At 36.0% G+C, this 21,858-nt stretch carries 17 protein-coding genes; 10 read left to right on the top strand and 7 right to left on the bottom strand.

Translation table 11 applies throughout. The features are described from left to right. Positions 1-4 precede the first annotated feature (4 nt). Positions 5-1,993 carry an LptF/LptG family permease gene (locus RNZ47_RS05550; protein WP_311937628.1) on the top strand — a complete coding sequence of 663 codons (1,989 nt, stop codon included), beginning with the start codon at positions 5-7 and terminating at the stop codon, positions 1,991-1,993. Positions 1,994-2,024: 31 nt separating this feature from the next. After that, complete coding sequence (ribB, locus tag RNZ47_RS05545) at positions 2,025-3,170, top strand: 3,4-dihydroxy-2-butanone-4-phosphate synthase (protein WP_311939040.1); 1,146 nt, start codon at positions 2,025-2,027, stop codon at positions 3,168-3,170. Between the two features lie 63 nt (positions 3,171-3,233). Here ribB and RNZ47_RS05540 read toward each other — a convergent pair whose 3' ends face one another. From RNZ47_RS05540 to RNZ47_RS05530, 3 genes are all read right to left on the bottom strand, one after another. Next, complete coding sequence (locus tag RNZ47_RS05540; protein WP_311937626.1) at positions 3,234-4,349, bottom strand: T9SS type A sorting domain-containing protein; 1,116 nt, start codon at positions 4,347-4,349, stop codon at positions 3,234-3,236. A gap of 224 nt (positions 4,350-4,573) precedes the next feature. Beyond that, positions 4,574-5,968 carry a DUF819 family protein gene (locus tag RNZ47_RS05535; RefSeq protein WP_311937624.1) on the bottom strand — a complete coding sequence of 465 codons (1,395 nt, stop codon included), beginning with the start codon at positions 5,966-5,968 and terminating at the stop codon, positions 4,574-4,576. A gap of 67 nt (positions 5,969-6,035) precedes the next feature. Continuing rightward, on the bottom strand, positions 6,036-6,656 hold the full coding sequence (locus RNZ47_RS05530; protein ID WP_311937622.1) for an L-threonylcarbamoyladenylate synthase: 621 nt from the start codon (positions 6,654-6,656) through the stop codon (positions 6,036-6,038). 142 nt (positions 6,657-6,798) lie between these two features. Here RNZ47_RS05530 and RNZ47_RS05525 point away from each other — a divergent pair, with 142 nt between their 5' ends. From RNZ47_RS05525 to RNZ47_RS05500, 6 genes are all read left to right on the top strand, one after another. Continuing rightward, on the top strand, positions 6,799-7,662 hold the full coding sequence (locus RNZ47_RS05525) for an alpha/beta hydrolase fold domain-containing protein (protein WP_311937620.1): 864 nt from the start codon (positions 6,799-6,801) through the stop codon (positions 7,660-7,662). A 133-nt stretch (positions 7,663-7,795) separates the two neighbouring features. Then, positions 7,796-8,761, top strand: coding sequence for a hypothetical protein (locus RNZ47_RS05520; RefSeq protein ID WP_311937618.1), 966 nt, complete (start codon positions 7,796-7,798; stop codon positions 8,759-8,761). Then, positions 8,758-9,726 carry an early set domain-containing protein gene (locus RNZ47_RS05515; protein ID WP_311937616.1) on the top strand — a complete coding sequence of 323 codons (969 nt, stop codon included), beginning with the start codon at positions 8,758-8,760 and terminating at the stop codon, positions 9,724-9,726. The genes RNZ47_RS05520 and RNZ47_RS05515 overlap by 4 nt, the downstream gene beginning before the upstream one ends. A 138-nt stretch (positions 9,727-9,864) precedes the next feature. Next, a complete protein-coding gene (locus tag RNZ47_RS05510; protein ID WP_311937614.1) occupies positions 9,865-10,653 on the top strand; it encodes a hypothetical protein in 789 nt (262 codons plus the stop codon). 2 nt (positions 10,654-10,655) lie between these two features. Continuing rightward, positions 10,656-10,898 carry a hypothetical protein gene (locus tag RNZ47_RS05505; protein ID WP_311937612.1) on the top strand — a complete coding sequence of 81 codons (243 nt, stop codon included), beginning with the start codon at positions 10,656-10,658 and terminating at the stop codon, positions 10,896-10,898. A gap of 311 nt (positions 10,899-11,209) precedes the next feature. Then, the gene (locus RNZ47_RS05500) at positions 11,210-13,309 is read left to right on the top strand and encodes an amino acid permease (protein ID WP_311937610.1); all 2,100 of its coding nucleotides are present in this window, start codon (positions 11,210-11,212) and stop codon (positions 13,307-13,309) included. 115 nt (positions 13,310-13,424) lie between these two features. Here the strand turns inward: RNZ47_RS05500 and RNZ47_RS05495 are convergent, their stop codons facing one another. Beyond that, a complete protein-coding gene (locus tag RNZ47_RS05495; protein WP_311937608.1) occupies positions 13,425-15,770 on the bottom strand; it encodes an ATP-dependent helicase in 2,346 nt (781 codons plus the stop codon). Between the two features lie 153 nt (positions 15,771-15,923). On the opposite strand from RNZ47_RS05495, the gene RNZ47_RS05490 reads away from it, so the two are divergent. Both RNZ47_RS05490 and RNZ47_RS05485 read left to right on the top strand, forming a co-directional pair. Further along, the gene (locus RNZ47_RS05490; protein WP_311937606.1) at positions 15,924-17,195 is read left to right on the top strand and encodes an amidohydrolase; all 1,272 of its coding nucleotides are present in this window, start codon (positions 15,924-15,926) and stop codon (positions 17,193-17,195) included. Between the two features lie 26 nt (positions 17,196-17,221). After that, a complete protein-coding gene (locus tag RNZ47_RS05485; RefSeq protein ID WP_311937604.1) occupies positions 17,222-17,743 on the top strand; it encodes a DUF7935 family protein in 522 nt (173 codons plus the stop codon). Here RNZ47_RS05485 and RNZ47_RS05480 read toward each other — a convergent pair. The 3 genes from RNZ47_RS05480 to RNZ47_RS05470 all read right to left on the bottom strand — a co-directional run bounded on the left by RNZ47_RS05480 (position 17,735) and on the right by RNZ47_RS05470 (position 21,816). Further along, positions 17,735-18,658 carry a patatin-like phospholipase family protein gene (locus tag RNZ47_RS05480; protein WP_311937601.1) on the bottom strand — a complete coding sequence of 308 codons (924 nt, stop codon included), beginning with the start codon at positions 18,656-18,658 and terminating at the stop codon, positions 17,735-17,737. The two genes, RNZ47_RS05485 and RNZ47_RS05480, sit on opposite strands and share 9 nt — an antisense overlap. Before the next feature lie 2 nt (positions 18,659-18,660). Then, positions 18,661-19,563: a patatin-like phospholipase family protein gene (locus tag RNZ47_RS05475; protein WP_311937597.1), complete on the bottom strand. Its 903-nt coding sequence runs from the start codon at positions 19,561-19,563 to the stop codon at positions 18,661-18,663. A gap of 222 nt (positions 19,564-19,785) precedes the next feature. Then, positions 19,786-21,816 carry a M1 family metallopeptidase gene (locus RNZ47_RS05470; RefSeq protein ID WP_311937594.1) on the bottom strand — a complete coding sequence of 677 codons (2,031 nt, stop codon included), beginning with the start codon at positions 21,814-21,816 and terminating at the stop codon, positions 19,786-19,788. Positions 21,817-21,858: the final 42 nt, after the last annotated feature.

Below are 21,858 nucleotides of genomic sequence, written 5' to 3'. Positions count from 1 at the left end.
TTTTGTGAAAATTCTTGACCGTTACATACTAACCACATATCTTAAAACTTTTCTCAGCGTATTTGTAATTCTTTTGCTGATTTTTGTTTTGCAAACCATTTGGCTGTATATAAAAGAGCTTGCCGGTAAAGATTTGGATATGGTTGTGGTTTTTAAGTTTCTGGCGTATTTTATGCCTAAGCTAATTCCGCTGGTTATACCGCTCACCATACTCTTATCGTCCATCATGGTGTTTGGTAGTTTTGCCGAGAATTATGAGTTTGCCGCCATGAAATCGACCGGGATTTCCCTGCAACGCGCCATGTCGGGACTTAGCATATTTATTGTGGTTTTGGGCTTTACTACTTTTATGTTTTCCAATAACGTTATTCCGTGGGCCGAATACAACTCGCTCAACTTACGAAAAAACATTGCGAAACTTAAACCTGCAATGCTTTTGGCCGAAGGGCAATTTAACGAAGTTGGCGATTACAACATTAAATTTGCAAGTAAAAGCGGTGATAAGGGGCAATATCTTAACGATGTTATTATCCATATTAAAGGCCAAGGTGCAGACAGCCGTACCAATTCACAAATGATAAAATCTGTTTCTGGAGAACTTATAGGTAAAGAAACCTCAAATGTTTTAAAGCTTATTTTATCCGACGGAAATTATTATAATGATATTTATCGTAAAAAACCTGAAGAAAGAAACAAGCAGCCTTTTGCCAAAAGTACATTTGAAAAATACACCATTAATATTGATTTATCGCAAATCAACGACAATGTAGATATTGATGCCAAATCGGATTCCGACAAATACAACATGCTTAATTTAAGCGAATTAAATTATACTATTGACTCGCTTACAAAAAAAAGAAACTCAGCACACAAAACGCTTTCTAAAAGCCTGTACCAACGCACTAATATTACGAGGCTAAAAAACATAGATGTTCCTAAATCAAAAGTAAAACCTAAAAGCGATTCCATTTACAGCGGCGAAATATTGGATTTATTTGAAACAAAAAACAAATCGCAGCTTCTCGATTTAGCGTTAAGAAACATTAAAAGCACGAAGCAGATTATTGAATCGAAACAACTTGAACAGAAATTTGCAAAAAGCAATTACAATAAGCATATTGTGTCCTTTCACGAAAAACTGGCACTCGGGTTTGCATGCGTTATTCTATTTTTTGTTGGCGCCCCACTTGGTGCTTTAATACGTAAAGGAGGTATTGGCTTGCCAATGGTAATTGCCATCGTACTATTTTTAGCCTATCATTTTATTGGGATTTTTGCTATAAACAGTGCAAAAAGTGGTGATTTTAACCCTATACTTGCCAGTTGGTTTTCTACGCTTGTTATGTTTCCGCTGGGTCTGTTTTTAACTAAAAGAGCTACAGAGGATAAAGGCTTGTTTGAAATGGGCAATATTATTGAACCATTGAAAAAAATATTCAACATTAAGCCAAAGAACAGTGTAAGCTACAAGTTTCTTTCTAAATATTCAAATGAAGAATTAATTAACGTTGTTAAGCAATATGAATCCCTCGGGCATAGTGAAAATACACGTTACGAAGCCATTAAAACCTTAAATGCAAGAGGTGTTAACATTGATGAAATGAGAAACCAGGGCGTATCAATCCGTACAGCTTTTGATGCCTCAAAAACCATGTTCAACAATTACATAGCGCATTCAAAATTCGCTATCGTATTATACGGTATTGGGGTTGTTCTTTTAGTATTGTTCTTTGTTTTTAAAAACAACAAAATGCCATCGTTACAGGCGGCATCCATCCAACTTAGCGCGGTTGCTTTGTTTTTATTCATCATTTATTATTTAAAATCCATTTTTAATTTAAACCGTTTTTATAGCCACATCAATAAAAAAGTAAAGATGCCACATATTATCCTTTTAATAATTGGCGTGCCTTTATATATGCTGGTTTATCCTTTTTTAAATGTGAAAATTAACGAGGACTTAAAACAAAATTGTTTAGATAGTTTAAAATAAGCAATATCTTTGCACCATGATTTTAGAACCTATGACCACAAATAAAACTTCGGAATTTAAACTGAATACCATCCACGAAGCTATAGACGATATACGAAACGGCAAAGTTATTATTGTTGTTGATGACGAAAACCGTGAAAACGAAGGTGATTTTGTGGCTGCCGCCGATAAGGTTACGCCACAGATGATAAATTTTATGGCAACCCACGGCAGAGGGCTTATTTGTACACCACTTACCGAAAACCGCTGCAAAGAACTGGAACTTAATATGATGGTGCGCAATAACACGGACCCGATGGAAACAGCGTTTACGGTATCGGTAGATTTAAGAGGCAACGGCGTAAGTACAGGGATTTCAGCCAGCGATAGAGCAAAAACGGTTAAGGCGTTAATAGACCCCAATACAAAACCTTTTGAGTTGGGCAGACCCGGACATATATTTCCATTAGTAGCCAAAGAAGGAGGCGTTTTACGACGCACGGGACACACCGAAGCCGCCATAGATTTTGCACGTTTGGCTGGTTTAAAACCTGCTGGCGTTATTGTTGAAATAATGAATGAAGATGGCACCATGGCGCGCTTACCTCAGCTTATGGAAGTGGCCAAAAAGCTGGATTTAAAAATTGTATCGATTGAAGATTTGGTGGCGTACAGAATGCAACACGACTCGCTAATCGATAAAAAAGAAGATTTTCAGATAGAAACTCGTTTTGGAAGTTTTCGTTTAAGAGCGTACCAACAAACCACCAACGATCAAGTACACATAGCATTAACTAAAGGACAATGGAAAGATAACGAACCCGTACTTACCAGAATTAATTCCACGTTAATTAACAACGATATCCTTGGAACACTTACCAATAATATTGATAAGCAATTGGACAATATGTTTAAGCTTATTAACAACAATGGCAAGGGTGCTATTCTATTTATAAATCAAGAATCGCAGTCTATGAATATTTTAAAGCGTTTGTCTTTTTTGAAGGAAAACCAGAGTCCGAATAAAATTTCAAAAGCACCAAAAATAAACATGGACAATCGCGATTTTGGTATCGGTGCCCAAATTCTGCACGACTTAAATATCCATAAGTTAAACTTGATGTCCAACACAGAACAGACCAAACGCGTGGGCTTGATTGGTTATGGTTTGGAGATTGTAAGCTACGTTAAATATTAAAAAGGAAGCCAATACCGTTAAGTATTAAACTTCCTTTTCCTCAATTAATAGCTGTCTTAAAAACTATTTTACCACTATTTTTTTGGATGCACTTTTATCGTTATTATACACTTTTAGAATATAAATTCCAGACTGTAAGCTTTCAATATTTAATGCTTTGGAGCTGTTAGAGGATTGTAATACTTTTTTACCTAAAACGTTATATAATTCCACTTTATCAATAGCTATTTTGGAAGCTATATGTATAACATCTGAAGCTGGGTTCGGGTATAATTTAAAACTGTCTTTAAGGAAAGAATCCGTACTTAAGGATACAGCAAGAGAATAGTCCATTTCCTCTTTATAATAAGGTTCCCACGCGTTGGCAACCCAACTGTACCAAATATATTCTGTTTTATTATCGTTACCGTCATAGATGCTTAATTCCCTATCGGAGTTTACAAATATAGACCCGTTCCAACTTTGTTGGATGTACTCTGTTTCTAGTGATCCTGAATACGTCGTTAAATATCTTTCAAGTAAATCCCAACCGCTTCCATTGTACGTTTCAACAACCAGTTCCGTTCTCAGTCCATTTGTATATGTTGCCGTGTCGCGTTCATCCAAATCCCACATATTCGTTGTTGTGTTCCAAACACTGGAAATTATTTGTGTTGGCAATCCTGACGTATAAGTGACCTCTAACTTATCTTCATTTACCCAAGCAGTTGTATCCCAATTTTGATAGGTAAATTTAATAACATTCGACCCCGAGTACTCATACAACACTCTATACGCATTTTCGTATAGTAGGGTAATAGCATTGTATGATTGGTCTATTTCTTCTATTAAATTATTCGATAAATCATATAAGAAAATGGTTTGACTTGTGTTTTCCCATTGCAATGTAATGCCATTCCATATTTGTCCTACATCTAAAATAATGTCATTATTAGCATTGTAGGTTTTAACATCTTGATAGGTTAACATCATCCCAGGCATGCTAAATCCTTGCAAAAGTGTTTCTTTTGTACCACCGTTGGCATAGATAAACTGCTCGGTAAGGTTATGCTCCCAATCTGATGCAAACGCATCCCATGCATAAATTCGTTTTTCATCAACTTTATAGGTTTGCGAAAAACTGGTGAAACATATAATAAAAGTAAAAATAAACGTTGGAATGTGTAAAAGTCGCTTCATAATTAATAGCTTTAAATGGATTATACAAATGCCTTGAAATAAATTAAAAAGGAGAGCTTTTTTAATTTAAATCTATAAAATCTAAATACAATCAAGGTTAAAAACAACCCTCAATTGCTCTAAAATCTGCTATTAATCAATTATTATGCAATAAGTTGCACCAACTAAAGATATAAATAATTATTAAAAATCCTATTAAAATTATTTTTAAGTTATTGAATTTCCTAGCTCACCCACTTCATCATTAACGCACAGGCAAACGCTGCATAAGTTCCTAAAGCATAACCCAATACAGCCAACAGGACACCAACTGGCGCCAACGATGGATGGAAAGCACCGGCAACCACAGGCGCAGAAGCAGCGCCACCAATATTGGCTTTTGAGCCCACTGCCAAAAAGAAATAAGGTGCTTTTATAATTTTAGCAACAATAAATAGTAAGGCTACGTGAATAATCATCCACACAAAGCCAATGGCAAATAAACTGATATTTTCCACAATCGCGTTCAAATTCATTTTCATGCCTATGGCTGCCACTAAAATGTAAATGAATACCGTTCCTATTTTACTGGCTCCGGCACCTTCGTAACTTTTCATTTTTGTAAACGATAGAAAAACACCAACGGTTGTTGCCGTAATAATGAGCCAGAAAAACGAACTTCCAAGTCCGAAATCAACTAAAACCGGCGCATTTTCCTTTATCCAAACGCTTAAATTATCACCTACTAAATGCCCTATGGAAGTCACACCAAAACCAATTCCCAAAAGAATCATAAAATCATTGAAAGAAGGTACTCTAGCCGTCTCCAAGCTAAATTTTTCCATCTTGTTTTTCAGTGTGGTAATAGACGAATTATCAGCTTTAAAATACTTGTCTATTTTATCGGACTTAGCAACACCAAGCAACAAGAATACCATCCAAACTTCGGCGACCAAAACGTCAACCACGGCCATAATACTAAACAGGCTATCGCCAACTTCCCACTGTTCTTTCATGGCCAATTGGTTGGCGCCACCACCAATCCAACTTCCTGCAACGGTAGATAGGCCTTTCCATAATTCGGTGCCTTCAACAGAGGTTAAAATATCTGGTGCCACAAACTTAAAAAACAAAATAGCCAACGGTCCCCCAATCATAACGCCAACGGTTGCCGTTAAAAACATAATTAAGGCTTTTGAACCGAGTTTGAACACGCCTTTTAAATCGATGCTCATAGTTAAAAGCACCAATGAAGCGGGCAGTAAAAATCGAGAAGCCACATAATACAAATTACTACCACCAATAAATTGCGAATACTCCGATGGTTTAATATGATTTACCATTGCATATTCCTTTAAGGTATGCAAATTGGTAACGCCGTCTAAATTGCCGTAAATAGATTGCAGGTGTATTATGGTTGCCGAAACATCAATCCATTTATCGGCAATCAACCCTACAGAACTTAATATGGACGGAATAAAATAGCACAATAAAAGCGCGGGAATAATGCTGTAAAATTTTGAAAAACGAGGTAAACTAGATGAGTAAAATATTAGGGCCAGTGTTACGGATAAAACACCAAAAATAATGGTGTCGTTTGCAAATAAAGGAACGTCGCTGCTTATTTCTGCTAAATTCATAAAGGGTTGTTTAGTTAAAGTGTTTAAAAATATGTGTTTTGTTTAATAATCCTGATTTAAATGGCGTTTAAAAAATCTCCAAACTGCCTTTGCCTTCTCTAATAACAATAGGTTCGTCTTCGGATAAATCTATAACCGTTGAGGCTTCATTATCGCCATAACCGCCATCAATTACCAAATCGACTAAGTTACTCCATTTTTCCAATATTAATTCAGGATCGGTGGTGTATTCCAAAACTTCGTCTTCATCATGGATAGACGTCGATATAATGGGGTTTCCTAACCGCTTAACAATATCTAAAGCAATATTGTTATTTGGCACTCGAATACCCACTGTTTTGCGCTTTTTAAAAGGATTTGGAAGTGATTTCCCTCCGGGAAGAACAAAGGTATATGGCCCAGGGAGCGCACGTTTTAGAATTTTAAAAGTTGTTGTATCTATTTGTTTTACATAATCGCTTAGATTGCTTAAATCGTGGCAAACAAATGAGAAATTGGCTTTTTCAAGTTTTACTTGCTTAATTTTCGCAACACGTTCCAAAGCTTTTATATTGGTAATATCGCAGCCCAAACCGTACACGGTATCGGTGGGATAAATTATTAGGCCGCCACGTTTTAAAACAGCTACCACTTTTTCAATCGCTTTCGGATTGGGATTTTCTTCATATATTCTTAAAAACTCAGCCATAATAACTATCTTGTAAATACGTTTACAAAGTAAATATTATTTTTATAACGAAACCAATAGGATTAAAATAATCTTTAAAACCAAGCAAAAATGATTCTTTTTTCTGCAAATGTTTTATGTTATGAAAAAACAAACATAACCCATGAATGCACTTAAATCTACTTTTTTAATTCTGATTATAACTTTGGTTGCCTTTAGTTGTTCGAATGAAACAGCAACCGAAGACCCAATAACAAGTTTAGACCCTTCAAAATATTATGAGGAATTAAATATTTCTTACGGCGAGGATGCCGACCAAAAATTCGATTTATATCTGCCCGCCAATAGAACGGCCAATACCAAATTGATGGTTTTAGTGCACGGTGGCGGTTGGTCTGCCGGTGATAAAGCTGAAATGAATCCCATAAAAGATTTGCTACGTCAGGATTTTCCAAACCTAGCCATTGTAAATATCAATTACAGATTGGCAGATGAAAACAACAACCCCTACCCGATGCAAATGGAGGATATTACAACCATCATCAATCATTTAAAAGACAATAAAATAAATTACACCATTTCTGAAGCTATCGGATTTATAGGCACGAGTGCGGGTGGGCATTTATCGTTGCTTTGGAGTTACGCTTTTGATGCCAATACCAATGTAAATATGGTGTGCAGTATTGTGGGACCAACAAATTTAACAGACCCAGCATATTTAAATAATACCAACCCCGTTTTACAGGAATTGTTGGATTTGTACGGCGCAAATGCAACAACGGATTTTTTAGAAGAAGTTAGCCCGTTCCATCAAGCCACGGTTTTATCACCTCCAACTATTTTGTTTTATGGCGGACAAGACCCGTTAATACCTACTACGCAGGGCACCGATATGCGCGATAAGTTACAAAGCTTGGGCGTTACGCACGAGTTTACTTTATACCCAAATGCGGGACATGGTTGGATTGGATTGGAATTATTGGATACTTGGGTAAAACTTAAAGTTTTCATAAATAACCATTTGTAAACAACCTACCTTGAAGCCAGCTCACGAGCTTTAGTGGAAAAATGCAATAGGTTTAGAACAAACCCCGGAATATTTTAATCTCGATTATCGAGTAAAAATTGTAACATTTAGCGAGTATATTAGTCTTAATAATATGCTAAGGCTTCTTTTATTTATATCGATTTTCACCTTGAATTGCCATTTGGTTTTTGCAACCCATGGCATAAAAAAATCTATTCTCTTTACTAAAGCCGAAATTTTAAATGAATATACCACCAGAATTCCGTTTAAACTCGTCGATCATTTAATCGTGGTTGAAGCTGAATTATTAAACAAAAAAGGCAACTTCATTATTGATACAGGCTCTGAAACCTTAATATTAAACAGCGGCCATTTCCCGAACATGTACGCCAATAACCAAAAAAGCAAAGAAACTTCTGGTGTTTTAGAAGCCATCGACTACTCCTACGAAAAACAAGTTAAAGAGTTTGTATTGCAAAACTTTAGGTTAGAAAACAAAAGCTCCGATGTTATCGATTTATCGCATATCGAGCACAGCAAAAAAATCAAGCTTTTGGGTATTATTGGCTACAACATCTTAAAAGATTACGAGATTTTTGTCGATATGCACTTAAACCAAATCACGCTAACAAAAGTAGATGCCAAAGGAAACAAGTTGGATAAACAGGTGTATTTGGAAAAAATAGTGGATAGCGTCAATTTCAAACTAAAAAAGCACACCATTGTTTTAAACAGCACCATCAATAATCAAAAACTAAAATTTGGTTTGGATACCGCGGCGGAATTCAATCAAATAAGTAAAAACGTCAACAAAAAAGTGCTAAAATATTTTGTTCCGAAAAAACGATTGACCCTAATTGGCGCAAGCAATAAAAAAATTGAGGTTATGGCAGGAAAATTGCATCGTGTTAAATTAAACGAAACCATTTATTTTGGCCCCATGTTAACGGTTTTAACCAACTTAAATAAAATGAACGATGCTTTTGGCACCGATTTGGATGGCATTTTTGGCTACGAATTTTTTGCACAAAAAAGAACCATTATCAACTATCAAAAAGAAAAATTATATTTTGTAGATTTCCCATTAAAAACCCAGTGAAAAAACTTATTGCACATATCGCCATTTTAGTTTTTGCTTTTATAAGTTTAAACACATACGCTCAAAAAGATAGCCTTAAAGGCTACAGAATTGAGGGCGATAGCATTGTGTTTTCTTTCAATAAAAACGATTACCAAAAAGCAACTCACGATTTTGGCGGCAATAAACGCGATTTTGATGATTTGGAAATTGAAAACGTGGTGGTTTCGGGAGAGTTCAATAATTGGTCCAAAAACAAATGGTATATGACCAAAGTTGACGAAGACCGCTACGAACTGAGAAAAAGCATTCACGATTTTACCGATGAATTTTCGTGGGAATTTAAGTTTGTCATCAATAATTCCTATTGGGCGGAACCCTCGAAAAGAGATAGCAACATTGCCAAAGCCATAAAAGACGGCCAACGATTACACGGTATTTACAACCTAAAAATGTACGTGGCGCACCCTGACGAAAAAGGGAACGCACACTTTAAATTGAAAGGTTTTAAAGATGCCAAAAAAGTTATCGTTGCAGGTTCGTTTAATAAATGGAACGAAAATTTATTTAAAATGAACAAAGTTGACGACGGTTGGGAACTCACCTTAAAAATAAAACCCGGCGTTTACGAATACCGTTTTATTGTGGATGGCCATTGGATGGAAGACCCGGATAACATTCATAAAGTAAAAAATGAATATCGCGAGTACAATTCGTTAATCGATATAAAGGAATACACCGCCTTTAAACTCAGAGGTTTTACCGATGCTAAAAAAGTAGTGCTTACCGGTTCGTTTAACAATTGGAACGAGCACGAATTGGTTATGGAAAAAAAGGATTACGGTTGGAAATACGTTTTGCCACTTTCTGGTGGCAAACACCATTACAAATTTATTGTGGACGGCAAATGGGTTTTAGACCCCAATAACGCCGTAAAAGAATATGATGGCAACGGACATGTTAATTCGGTTTGTATGATTAAGTGATAACTATGTTTTTGATTAATTTCTTAAAAGCTATATTTGAAATTCATTATTTTTAATTAACAAAGATATGTTTTAATATTGAAAAAATATCATTACAAATACTTCATTTCAATATTTATTGTAATCGTTTTTTTTCATTTGATTTTATCAAACAATGAAAAAAGCCATATTTTAGTAACAATTGGCTTTACTGCTACCCTATTTTCTCTCTATCATTTTATGATATTTTTAAATAATATAGCAAAGCCAAATGCTAGTAATAGCATAATCAGTCTTTTTACTACTCTGCTTTACATCAATATTATTTTAAAAATAAATTACCAATATTATAATTTTATTGCATCGGCACTTTTAATAATAACAGGAATAATTATTTTAAAAAAACTAGATAAAAATAAACACTCACTAATATTTCTAATTCTAATAACAATAAATACAGGGGCATTATTTACCTCAGATACATGGTTATTCAAAAGTAAAATGAAGGATGTTGAAATTTGGAATTCACAAATAACATGGAAAAGTTTCAAAGGAGTTCCGGATAAAAAATCAAAATTTGATGCGTATATCTTAACTGAATTTAGAGGTTTAGAAAACAAAGTCTATAATTACCCTCCTGCTATTTTAACATCAATTTTAAAGCCCCATAATTCATGGAGAAAAAAAACTAGAGACACCACTTTTAACCATTTGCTTTTAGAACATGAGCAGCGACACTTTGACATAACGGAAATTTACAAAAATAAAGCACTTGATTCCGTTAATAAATCATGGGGCAAAAATTCCAACGAAATTAAGAAAATAATTAGCTTCTTCAACGAGAAGGAGAATGAATATCAAAAGTATTACGACTCCATTACTAATCATGGATTAGATTCAATTGCCCAAAAAAAAATAAACATAGAACTTTTAAATCAATTAAAATAAAATTGATTACAAATCAGCCCAACAACCTCCAATTTAGCAAAACGCAACGACAGCTTAATTACACCACCGTACTGAAAATTAATTTCCGCTTTTTTAACGGCACCTTTGCCTTCGATATGCTATACTTCACCGGTGCCAAACCGGATGTGTTTTACCACATTTCCAACAACCAATTTACTTCAAACAAATTGATGTTACCATTTGTTTTAGCAACAGACTTTAAATTTTTAGGCGTTGTTTCCTAAAATTTTTCATGCGGTTTATTTGCACTACCCAATTTAGGCACTGTTTTTTGAAGATTTTCTTTTCGGTTTTTTTTGCTAACTTAGTTACTTAAACACACAACATTAAAAAACACATGTTAGGGTAAAGGTAAAATGATAGGGACAAATAAAATATTAGTGTCAATAGATTATTCAGTTTGCTCAGAACATGCATTAACATTTCCCATGAAAATGGGCAGATAAATTTATTATTACTAAATGCACTCATAAATGACAGTAGTAACATAGTTGCACAAATATTTTGATTAAAAAAAATAAACAAAAATAGAGTCTTGAAACTAAAAAAAGAATTAGGATTATTTGATGTTTTCGCAATAAGTACTGGATCCATGTTCAGTTCTGGTTTTTTTCTGTTACCGGGACTGGCCGCTCAATATACCGGACCATCGGTAATTTTGGCCTATTTTCTTTCCGGGCTTTTAATAATGCCTGCCATGTTTAGTATTGCCGAAATATCTACTGCCTTACCACGGTCAGGTGGCGCATACTTTTTTCTTGACCGAAGTTTGGGACCGATGATGGGTACTATTGGTGGTATTGGAACTTTTATCGCATTACTTTTAAAAACAGCATTTGCACTCGTTGGTATTGGAGCCTATGCTTCCATATTTTGGAATATCCCAATAAAAGAAACTGCAGTGGTTTTCGCACTGGCATTTGCCGTTCTAAACATATTTGGCACCAGTAAATCTTCAAGTATTCAAAAAGTACTTGTGGTTGGCTTACTGGTAGTATTAGGAGCGTTTATCGTCGATGGTTTTTGGAATATTTTCTCGGATACCAACGCTTCCATAGGGTTTAACAAAAATAATTATACTCCGTTTTTTACCGGAGGATTTCATGGTCTTATTTTTACAACCGGTTTCGTTTTTGTGTCTTATTTAGGACTAACAAAAATAGCAAGCGTTGCCGAAGAAATTAAAAACCCAGAACGCAATATACCCTTGGGCATGGGCTTGTCCCTCTTGGTTACCGGATTGATTTATGTGTTAGGTGTTTTCGTCATGGTAACTATAATGGGCAACGAAGCACTTTCTAAAGATCTTTCGCCCGTAGCTACTGCCGCGCAACAGTTATTCAGTTGGTTACCTGCCAAAACAGGATTATATATTATTGTAATTGCTGCTTTATTTGCATTTGCTTCTACTGGAAATGCAGGTTTGCTTGCCACTTCGCGCTATCCATTGGCCATGGGCAGGGACAAATTGTTTTCAAAGAAATTTAGCAAAATAAGCCGCTGGGGTACACCAGTTCCGGCCATTATCCTTACGGCAAGTTTAATTATATTGTGTATTATCGTCCTTACTGAAGAAGGCATTGTTAAACTTGCTAGCTCGTTTCAATTGTTCATATTCATGGCCATAAATTTTGCCGTCATCGTTTTTAGAAAAAGTAAAATTGCTTCTTACGACCCCGGATATCATTCCCCCCTTTATCCATGGATGCAAATATTTGGGATTATTTCTTCGTTAGCCCTCATGCTCTATATGGGATGGGCGGCGATAGCATTTACTGTGATTACCGTTATTCTAGCATACCTGTGGTATATGTTTTTCGTTCGTTCAAAAGTAAAAAGAGAAGGTGCCATTTATCATTGGTTCGCCTTGTTGGGCAAACACCAACATGATGAGCTGGAGAATGAATTCATGATGATTTTACGGGAGAAAGGTTTGCGCCAAAACGATCCGTTCAACCAAACAATCGTTCGTTCTCAAGTACATTTTATCGATAACGCCTCATTTGAAGATTTGGTGCAAAATGTATCAAATTCTATTGCTCAGGAACTAAAAGTTGACCGTACTTCCTTAAATGAAGAATTCCTAAAAACAACGCCAATAGAACCTGCCTTATTAATTCCTGAAGTTTCACTTCTTTATGCAAAAAAACTGGATATAAACCATCCGGTTCTCCATATTGTGCTTTGTAAAAAGGGTATTGAAAAACAAATTGAAATACACGGTAAAATCAACAGGGAAAAAATAAAAATATTCTTTTTTCTTGTAAACGATGAAAACAACCCAAAACAGCAACTTCGTATGTTGTCAAGTTTAATAGATATTGCGGAACGCGATCACTTTATCAAAGATATTCTTTCATTAAAAAAAGCAAGGGAAGTTACCGAGTATCTTTTACATGACAAACAATATATTTCTTTTCCATTAACAAAAGGTGAACCATCACATATTTTCATTAATAAAAAACTAATGGAAATAAAACTTCCCCAGGATGTGTTGGTTGTATTTGTTGATAGAGACAACTCCTCTTTTGCACCAAAAGGACAGACGGTGCTTCTTGAAAACGATGTTCTTACCATTGTTGGTGAGCCCAAATCAATAAATAAACTGTATGATCAATTCATCATACAGAAGTAAACGGTATATTTATTTTTCCGATATTACAATATGTGATTTTCGGATTAATACGACTTATATAAAAAATTGCTTAATACAGTTTATATCCACAACTCTCACCAACTCAACACAATCACTACCCAACAACCTCCAACTTAGCAAAACGCAACAATAATTTTTTAACGCCACCGTGTTGAAAATTAATTTCAGCTTTTATATCGGCGCCTTTGCCTTCTATTTTTAATACTTCTCCTGTGCCAAACCTGATGTGCTTTACAATATTTCCAACCACCAATTTACTATCGAATAAATTGGTGTTTCCGTCTGTTTTTGCAACAGGCTTTAAGTTTTTAGGCGTTGTAACCTGGAATTTTTCTTGGGGCTTTTTAGAGTTTCCTTTTTTTAATACCGCTTTTTTGGCGGGTTTATATCTAATTTTATTAGGGCTGACTTTGGAGTCTTCAACATCACCAAAAATATCGGCATCCAACATGGGGTTAAATCGGCGTTCTTCAATAGGCGTAACAATATCCAAATACTGCTCGTCTATTTCTTCAATAAAACGGCTGGGTTCAGAATCAATTAGTTTTCCCCAACGGTACCGCGACAAGGCATAGGTTAAATACGCTTGTTTTTCAGCTCGTGTTAAGGCCACATAAAAAAGGCGTCGCTCCTCCTCTAGTTCGCTACGTGTGTTCATGCTCATCGCACTTGGGAACAGATCTTCTTCTAAGCCCACAATAAACACATACGGAAACTCCAATCCTTTTGCTAAGTGAATCGTCATTAACGCGACGTGGTCCGCATCGCCTTTATCAGCATCCAAATCGGTTGCCAAAGCCACATCTTCTAGAAACTCCGCTAAATTCCCGGTGGTATCGGCAATTTCTTTTTGGCCTTCAACAAAATCTTTCATACCGTTTAAAAGCTCTTCGATATTCTCCATTCGGGTCACACCTTCGGGCGTACCGTCTTTATTGAATTCCCGGATTAAACCGCTGGTTCGGGTTACGTGTTCTGCCAATTCAAAAACATCGGCCGTTTGGTTTAAAACCTGGAAACTTTCAATGAGCGTTACAAAATTTTGGAGTTTGGTTTTGGTGCCCGAATTCACTTTTACATCGGTTTTATCGATGTTTTTCATCACCTCAAAAATGGTTCGGTTATAACCATTTGCCGAAACGATAAGCTTGTCCATAGTGGTTTGCCCAATGCCTCGTGGCGGAAAGTTAATGATACGCTTTAAAGCCTCTTCGTCGGCAGGATTGATAATAAGGCGCAAATACGAGAGCACATCTTTTATTTCCTTGCGTTGGTAAAAGGACAATCCACCATAAATCCGATACTTAATATCGCGTTTTCGCAACGCATCCTCAATGGCGCGCGACTGTGCGTTGGTACGGTATAAAATAGCAAAATCACTGTTTTTTAATTGGTGATTCATTTTGTTTTCAAAAATTGTACTGGCCACATAACGGCCTTCATCGCCATCGGTTAGGGAGCGGTGCACTTTTATTTTTTCGCCTTCGTCGTTGGCCGTCCAAACTATTTTTTCAAGCTTGGTTTGATTTTTATCGATTATGGAATTTGCGGCATTAACTATGTTTTTTGTAGAACGGTAATTTTGTTCCAATCGGAATACTTTCACATCATCATAATCCTTCTGAAAATTCAGAATATTATTAATGTTCGCGCCACGGAAAGCGTAAATACTTTGTGCATCATCACCAACAACGCATATATTTTGAAATTTATCCGATAAGGCACGCACAATTAAATACTGCGAATGGTTGGTATCTTGGTACTCATCCACCAAAATATACTTAAATCGGTTTTGGTATTTTGCCAGAACTTCTGGGAAACGCGTTAAAAGCTCGTTGGTTTTCAAAAGCAAATCATCAAAATCCATCGCGCCCGCTTTAAAACAACGCTCGACATATTCTTTGTAAATATCGCCCATCCTTGGGCGGCGCGCCATAGCATCGGCTTCTTTAAGTTCTGGATTTTGAAAATAAGCGCGCACCGTTATCAAACTATTTTTATACGATGAAATTCGCGAGCGCACCTGTTTGTATTTATAAATATCTTTATCAAGGCTCATTTCCTTAATAATCGAGGCAATCAATCTATCGGAATCCTGTGTATCGTAAATCGTGAAATTGCTCGGGTAGCCCAACTTATCAGCCTCCGAGCGTAAAATTCTGGCAAACACCGAGTGAAAGGTGCCCATCCATAAATTCTTCGCTTCACTGGCGCCTACTATGGTGGCGATACGCTCTTTCATTTCGCGCGCCGCTTTATTGGTAAAGGTTAACGACAAAATATTAAAAGGGTCAATCCCCTTACTCATCATATAGGCAATGCGATACGTAAGCACACGCGTTTTACCGGAACCTGCACCGGCGATAACTATCATGGGGCCTTCAATTTGAATAGTGGGCTCTAATTGCGCGTCGTTTAACTGATTTAAATACTTGTCCAATTCATTTTCATTTTAAGCTGTGAAATTAACCATTGTTAGGCTTTAACCGAAGCTGAATTATCAATAATTATAAACAATTAACACTTATATCTGCTTTAATTAATTTTTGAATATCTTTAGGCTTGAATTTTTAAAATACGCTAGCCTTTAAATATGAAATATCTCTTTTTAATATGTGTTTTCTTTGGAATTTTTAAATCTTTCAGTCAACATAAGTTAGAACAACAATTTATAGATATTGAAGAAAAAGTGATTGAATGGCGCAGACATTTCCATGAAAACCCCGAACTTTCAAATAGGGAATTTAAAACTGCCGAAACCATTGCAAACCATTTAAAAAGCTTAGGATTAGAAGTTAAAACCGGTGTGGCGCATACGGGCGTGGTGGCTATTTTAAAAGGAAACAAACCCGGAAAAGTAATTGCCCTACGTGCCGATATTGATGGGCTGCCCGTTACCGAAAGAAATGATTTAGCGTTTAAATCTGAGGTGAAAACAACGTTCTTAAATACCGAAACCGGTGTGATGCATGCTTGCGGCCACGATACACACACGGCTATTTTAATGGGCGTTGCCGAAATTCTTTCTAAAAACAAAGACAAAATTAAAGGCACGGTAAAATTTATTTTTCAACCTGCGGAAGAAGGCCCGCCACCGGGTGAAGAAGGTGGCGCAAAACTGATGATTAAAGAAGGTGTTCTGGAAAACCCAAAAGTAGATGCTATTTTCGGGTTGCACATTCGGTCGAATTATGAGGTTGGCACCATTCATTATAAAAAAGGCGGCATTATGGCATCGGTTGAGCGTTTTGTAATTAACGTTAAAGGTAAACAGACCCACGGTGGCAGGCCGTGGCAAGGTGTTGACCCCATATTGATTTCGGCAAAAATTATTGATGGCTTGCAAACCATAATCAGTCGAGAATCCAAATTAGTTGATGAAGCTGCAGTAATTACCGTTGGGAAAATTACCGCTGGCACGCGCTTTAATATCATCCCAGAAACCGCTGAACTTATTGGAACGGTTAGAACTTTAGACCCACAAATGAGGGAGCATATTGAAAAACGCATTACAGAAATGGTTACCACTTTAGCAAAAGCCTATGGTGGCGAGGCTACTATTGATTTTCAGAATTTTACAGCAATTACCTATAACGATGCCGATTTAGTTGATAAGATGCTACCCACGCTACAAAGGGTTGCTGGCACTGAAAACGTGCGTTTAAGAAAAGCAACAACCGGCGGCGAGGATTTTTCGTATTACCAAGAAATTGTTCCCGGGTTTTATTTCTTTTTAGGCGGCATGACACCTGGCAATACTGAGGCTTTCCCCCACCATACACCCGATTTTAAAATTGATGAAAGTGGCTTGCTTTTAGGCGTAAAAACATTAACAAATATTACTTTTGATTTTTTAAATAATTAACCAAACACAAAACCACTCAAATTTTTATGGACGCAGAACGTATTATAGATTTATTTTTATTCGCCATTCCATCGTTAATCGTCGGACTTATTGCTTATTATTTTTTTAAAGAACACACTAAAAACGAAGATGGCCGAAGACGCTTTTTATTGAAAAAAGATTTACAGGTATCGGCAATGCCATTACGTCTTCAAGCCTATGAAAGACTCGCTTTATTTTTAGAGCGGATTTCACCCAACAAATTAATGATTCGAGTATCACCAATTACTTCAAATAAAGATGATTACGAGCAGTTACTTATACAAAATATTGAACAAGAAATGGAGCACAATTTATCGCAGCAAATTTATGTGAGCGAGAAATGTTGGAGCATTATTTCAGCTGCAAAAAGCGCCACGATTCAATTGATACGAAAAGCGAGCTTACTCGAAAAAACCGATACCGCCAACAAACTAAGGGAAGTGGTTTTAACCGAAATGATGGAACGACGGGCACCAAGCGATGCAGCCTTGTCTTTTATAAAAGAAGAGGTTTCAGATTTATGGTAAGCTGTCTTGCATGCGTAACTCATTAGAACGCGCTTCCTCGGCTTTTTGCTTGGCATAAAAATAACCTTGTTGCCACCAAGATGTCATTAATTTTTTATTGAAAATCAAAGAGTTTTCAGTAAGTTTTGATGGCGTATAATACAAGTTAAGCTTTACGTCTTTATTTTTTGCTGCCAATTTTCCTATAAGAATATCACTGCGCTCGACCTGATCCAATAGATGTCCAAATAAATTCAGCATTAAAGAAAAGGGATTTTTCCCAAGCACTTTATTATACGCCATACTTTCAGATTCCAAAATAATGGCATCAATTTCTGTGGCGCCTCTTAAAATAGCTTCACGAATGGGCACCACACATCCAAAAGCACCATCGGCATATTCGAAGCCGTTCTTTTTTACCAAAGACATAAAAGGAATGTAATTGCACGAAATCCAAATCCAATCGCAAAACTCTTCATAATTAAAGTCTTTTATCGATTTATATTCCACTCGGTTTTTAGAAAGATTGGAAACCGTAACCACCACATCGTCTTTGGTTTCACGTATCAATTTAAATTCATCGTAGGTAAAATGTTTTTTCAAATAACGCCTCAACGCTTTACTTTCGCCAAAGGTCCGTTTCATCTTTATAAATTGCCAAAGTGAATTTATAAAGTCTATCGACACAAACTCCCTGTCTCCTTTTTTACGAACCACAAATGGATTTACACTAAAAATATTGCTTTGGTTGACATTGGTAAATACCTGATGGATTTTATCAATCTTTCCAACTGCCAAGTGCGGAATCAACAAGCTTCCGGTAGATGTTCCTAAATACATATCGTATTCCCTACCCTCTTCTTTAATTAAATATTCGGCAACACCGCCCGCGTAAGCGCCTTTACTACCTCCTCCGGAAATGACCAATGCTTTCATATTTAATTTTCTATCTGGTTAAGTTCTTCATTTTTAAATTTGGCGAAATTATATCCACCCTGCCACCATTCCGTCATTTTTTCTTTGTCAAATATCAATGAATTTGTGGTTAAAACCGTTGGCGCATAATAAAAATTAATGATTGCGTTATTGTGCGATGCTACAAACTTACCGATTTTTATATTTTGCGACTCAATACGATCGAGCATAAAACCAAACATATTTGTAATTAATGAAAAGGGATTTTTTGAGGGCATTCTGTTTAATAGCGTCGTTTCGGTTTGTAAAATAATGGCATCGACTTCTTTCGCACCGCGACGAATGGCTTCTTCAATGGGCACCATATTTCCCATACCACCATCGGCATATTCGCATCCATTTATTTTGTACAAACTCATAAATGGGGTGTAATTGCACGATACCCAAATCCAATCTATAAACTCTAAGTAATCAAATTCTTTTAAGGATTTGTACTCGACCTGATTGAGCGATAAATTAGAAACCGTGACCACAATATCCAAACCCGAATTTTTTAATTCCAAAAACTCTTCTTTTAACAAGGTTTCCTTAATCAATCGTCTTAAGCTATAACTTTCACCAAAGGTTTTGCTTCCTCTAATAAAGTTTAAAACGACGCTTAAATGCCTAATTCCTATGTTTTGTACACCGTGTTTTTTCTTGATTACAAAAGGGCAAACATCAAAAATACTATCGGTTGTTACATTGGTGTAAACACTTTTTATTTTATCTATTTTGTTAAGCGCCAAATGCGACACCAACAAACTCCCTGTTGAAGTGCCTATAAACAATTGATATTGCCGTTTTAAATCTTCAATTAAATACTGAGCAACGCCACCTGCAAATGCGCCTTTACTACCTCCTCCCGAAATGACCAATGCTCTCATTTTATTTTTTAATGTAAATATAAATAAGAACGAAGACATAAAGGAAATAATCAAATTAAAGTTATGTGGTACGGGTGTGAAAAAAATTACATCCCCGATAATGGGGGTTTTGTAGAAAAACCAAATAATCATTAACAACAAAATTGAACAAATTGCCTCAGTTCGACTGCGCTAAGTGCAGGCTCAAAAAGTAGGATTCGCAATGCAGAACTTTATTGCAATCTAGTTTTTAACAGCCATGTTTTTCAGTAAATCTTTTGCAAACTTTGAAAACCGCCAATTATGATGCGCGGTGGCTTCTTTTAAATTTTCTTGACAATCATCTCCACAAGACTGTATCCATGCCAAATAGCGAAACGCATTCATTCTGACTTCAAAACCGTATTTAGAACCTGAGTAATCCAACAACTCATTATAGTAAAGTTGATTGTTTTCTGGCTCAAAATCATCGCTTATTAAAGCCAAAGTCAACCACAGCATTCTCACATTTTTATCGCTAAAACCGATAATTCCTTTTGTTTTATTTAGATATTTCTTTTGGTCTTTTGGGAAATTATTCCATAAATTGAATAGTGCTATTTCTATGGTGATATAAGATTTATCATTTAAAAGCGATTCGTAGTCTGCTTTTAATTCCAAAGGGATTTCACGCATTGTTCTAGCTATGGCTTGACGGACTTTTAAACTTTTATTAAAAAATGTAGATTTAGAAATATTGCTTCCTAATTGCTCTACTATCCTTCCCTTCAAAAACTCATCACTTGTAACCAATAATATTGTTTTACAAGCTTCAGGGTAACCATCACAGTCAATTGAATAATATCTGTCAAAAGATACCGGATAACCACTATGTGTTAAATTATTTAAAATGATATTCGCAAAAAATCTTTTCTCTATTTCATCGTAATTAAGGCTTTTACTTTTAAGCCAAAACTCAACAAACGTAGTCAAATCCTCTCCACTAGCCTTTTCAACTTCATTTATAAAATCATTGGTTTCAACATTTTTAAATTGATGCTTCTTTAAATAGTTCTTAATTGCCTTCTTAAAAGCCTTATCACCAACACGTTCTCTTAAAATATGCAACACCCAAGCACCTTTTTTATAAAATGTTGTGCTACTCGATTTTGGGTCTAAAAGCGAGGTGCTTCCTCCTGCTTTATCTTGTTCTAACAATTCTTGAGCGTATTCGTATAATCGCCAATAGTAATAATCGTCTCCAAAAATATCGCGTTCTGCCAATAACGCGTAATAGGTTGCAAAACCCTCTTGGAGCCAATGGTGCGTGCCGGATTTTGCCGTAACCAAATTGCCAAACCACTGGTGCGCTAATTCGTGCGCATTGACGTTTACGTAGTTTTTATCGACAAACCCAATGGAATCTATCACAAAAGAATCCGCAAAAATGGTAGTTCCCGTGTTTTCCATTCCGGCATACAGAAAATCTTTTACGGGCACTTGTTTGTAGTTTTGCCAAGGATACGGCACACCGATTTCCTCTTCCAGAAAATCGAACATCTGCCTAGTGTAACGATAGGTAGGCTCGAACTTTAAAGAATCTTCCGGATAATAATACATTTCCAAAGAAATACCGCTTTTTGAGTATTGAACCTTTTTATCGTATTTGCCAATAGCCAAAGCGACTAAGTAGCTCGACATGGGTTTTTGCATATCGTAGTGCCATGTAGTAGCCGATTTGTTGATTCGTTTATCTGTTAATTTCCCATTAGAAATTACCTGATAATCATTTTGAAAAGTGATAGATAAATCGAATTCAATCTTTTCATTCATATCGTCAATACTCGGCAGCCAATTACTCGTGTATTTGCCTTGTCCTTGCGTCCACACCTGCCCTTTTTGGTGATTGAGGTTCTCGAAATCACCGCTTTCATTTTCCCAATCAATAAAATACATGGCTTTTTTAGGGGTCGTTTTCCAAATAACATCAATTTTATGTTTACCATTTGCTTTAAAAGGATGTTTTATAATCAGCTGTTTTCCGTTGTACAAGCTATCTTCAAACCGTTCATCTAATTGGTATTTAATGTTGTCAAAATCTTTAGCATCAATAAAAATGGAATCGATATTTTTTAAAATTTCAAATTCATAAGTAACACGTCCCCTAAGTTCTTTTTTCTTTAAATCCCCAAAAACAATTTCAGCTTTAGCACTTTTAAAATCAACATATTCAGCTTGTTGAGAGAACCCAAAAAAACCAATAAAAAACAAAAAAAGAACCACTAAGTTTTTCATATTTAAACCACAACAAGTATTAGACCAAAATAGCACTTTTAA

The organism is Hwangdonia seohaensis, from assembly GCF_031932625.1.
In the GTDB taxonomy this organism is placed as follows: Bacteria; Bacteroidota; Bacteroidia; order Flavobacteriales; family Flavobacteriaceae; genus Hwangdonia; species Hwangdonia seohaensis.
This window is presented reverse-complemented; position numbering and strand designations above follow the sequence as displayed.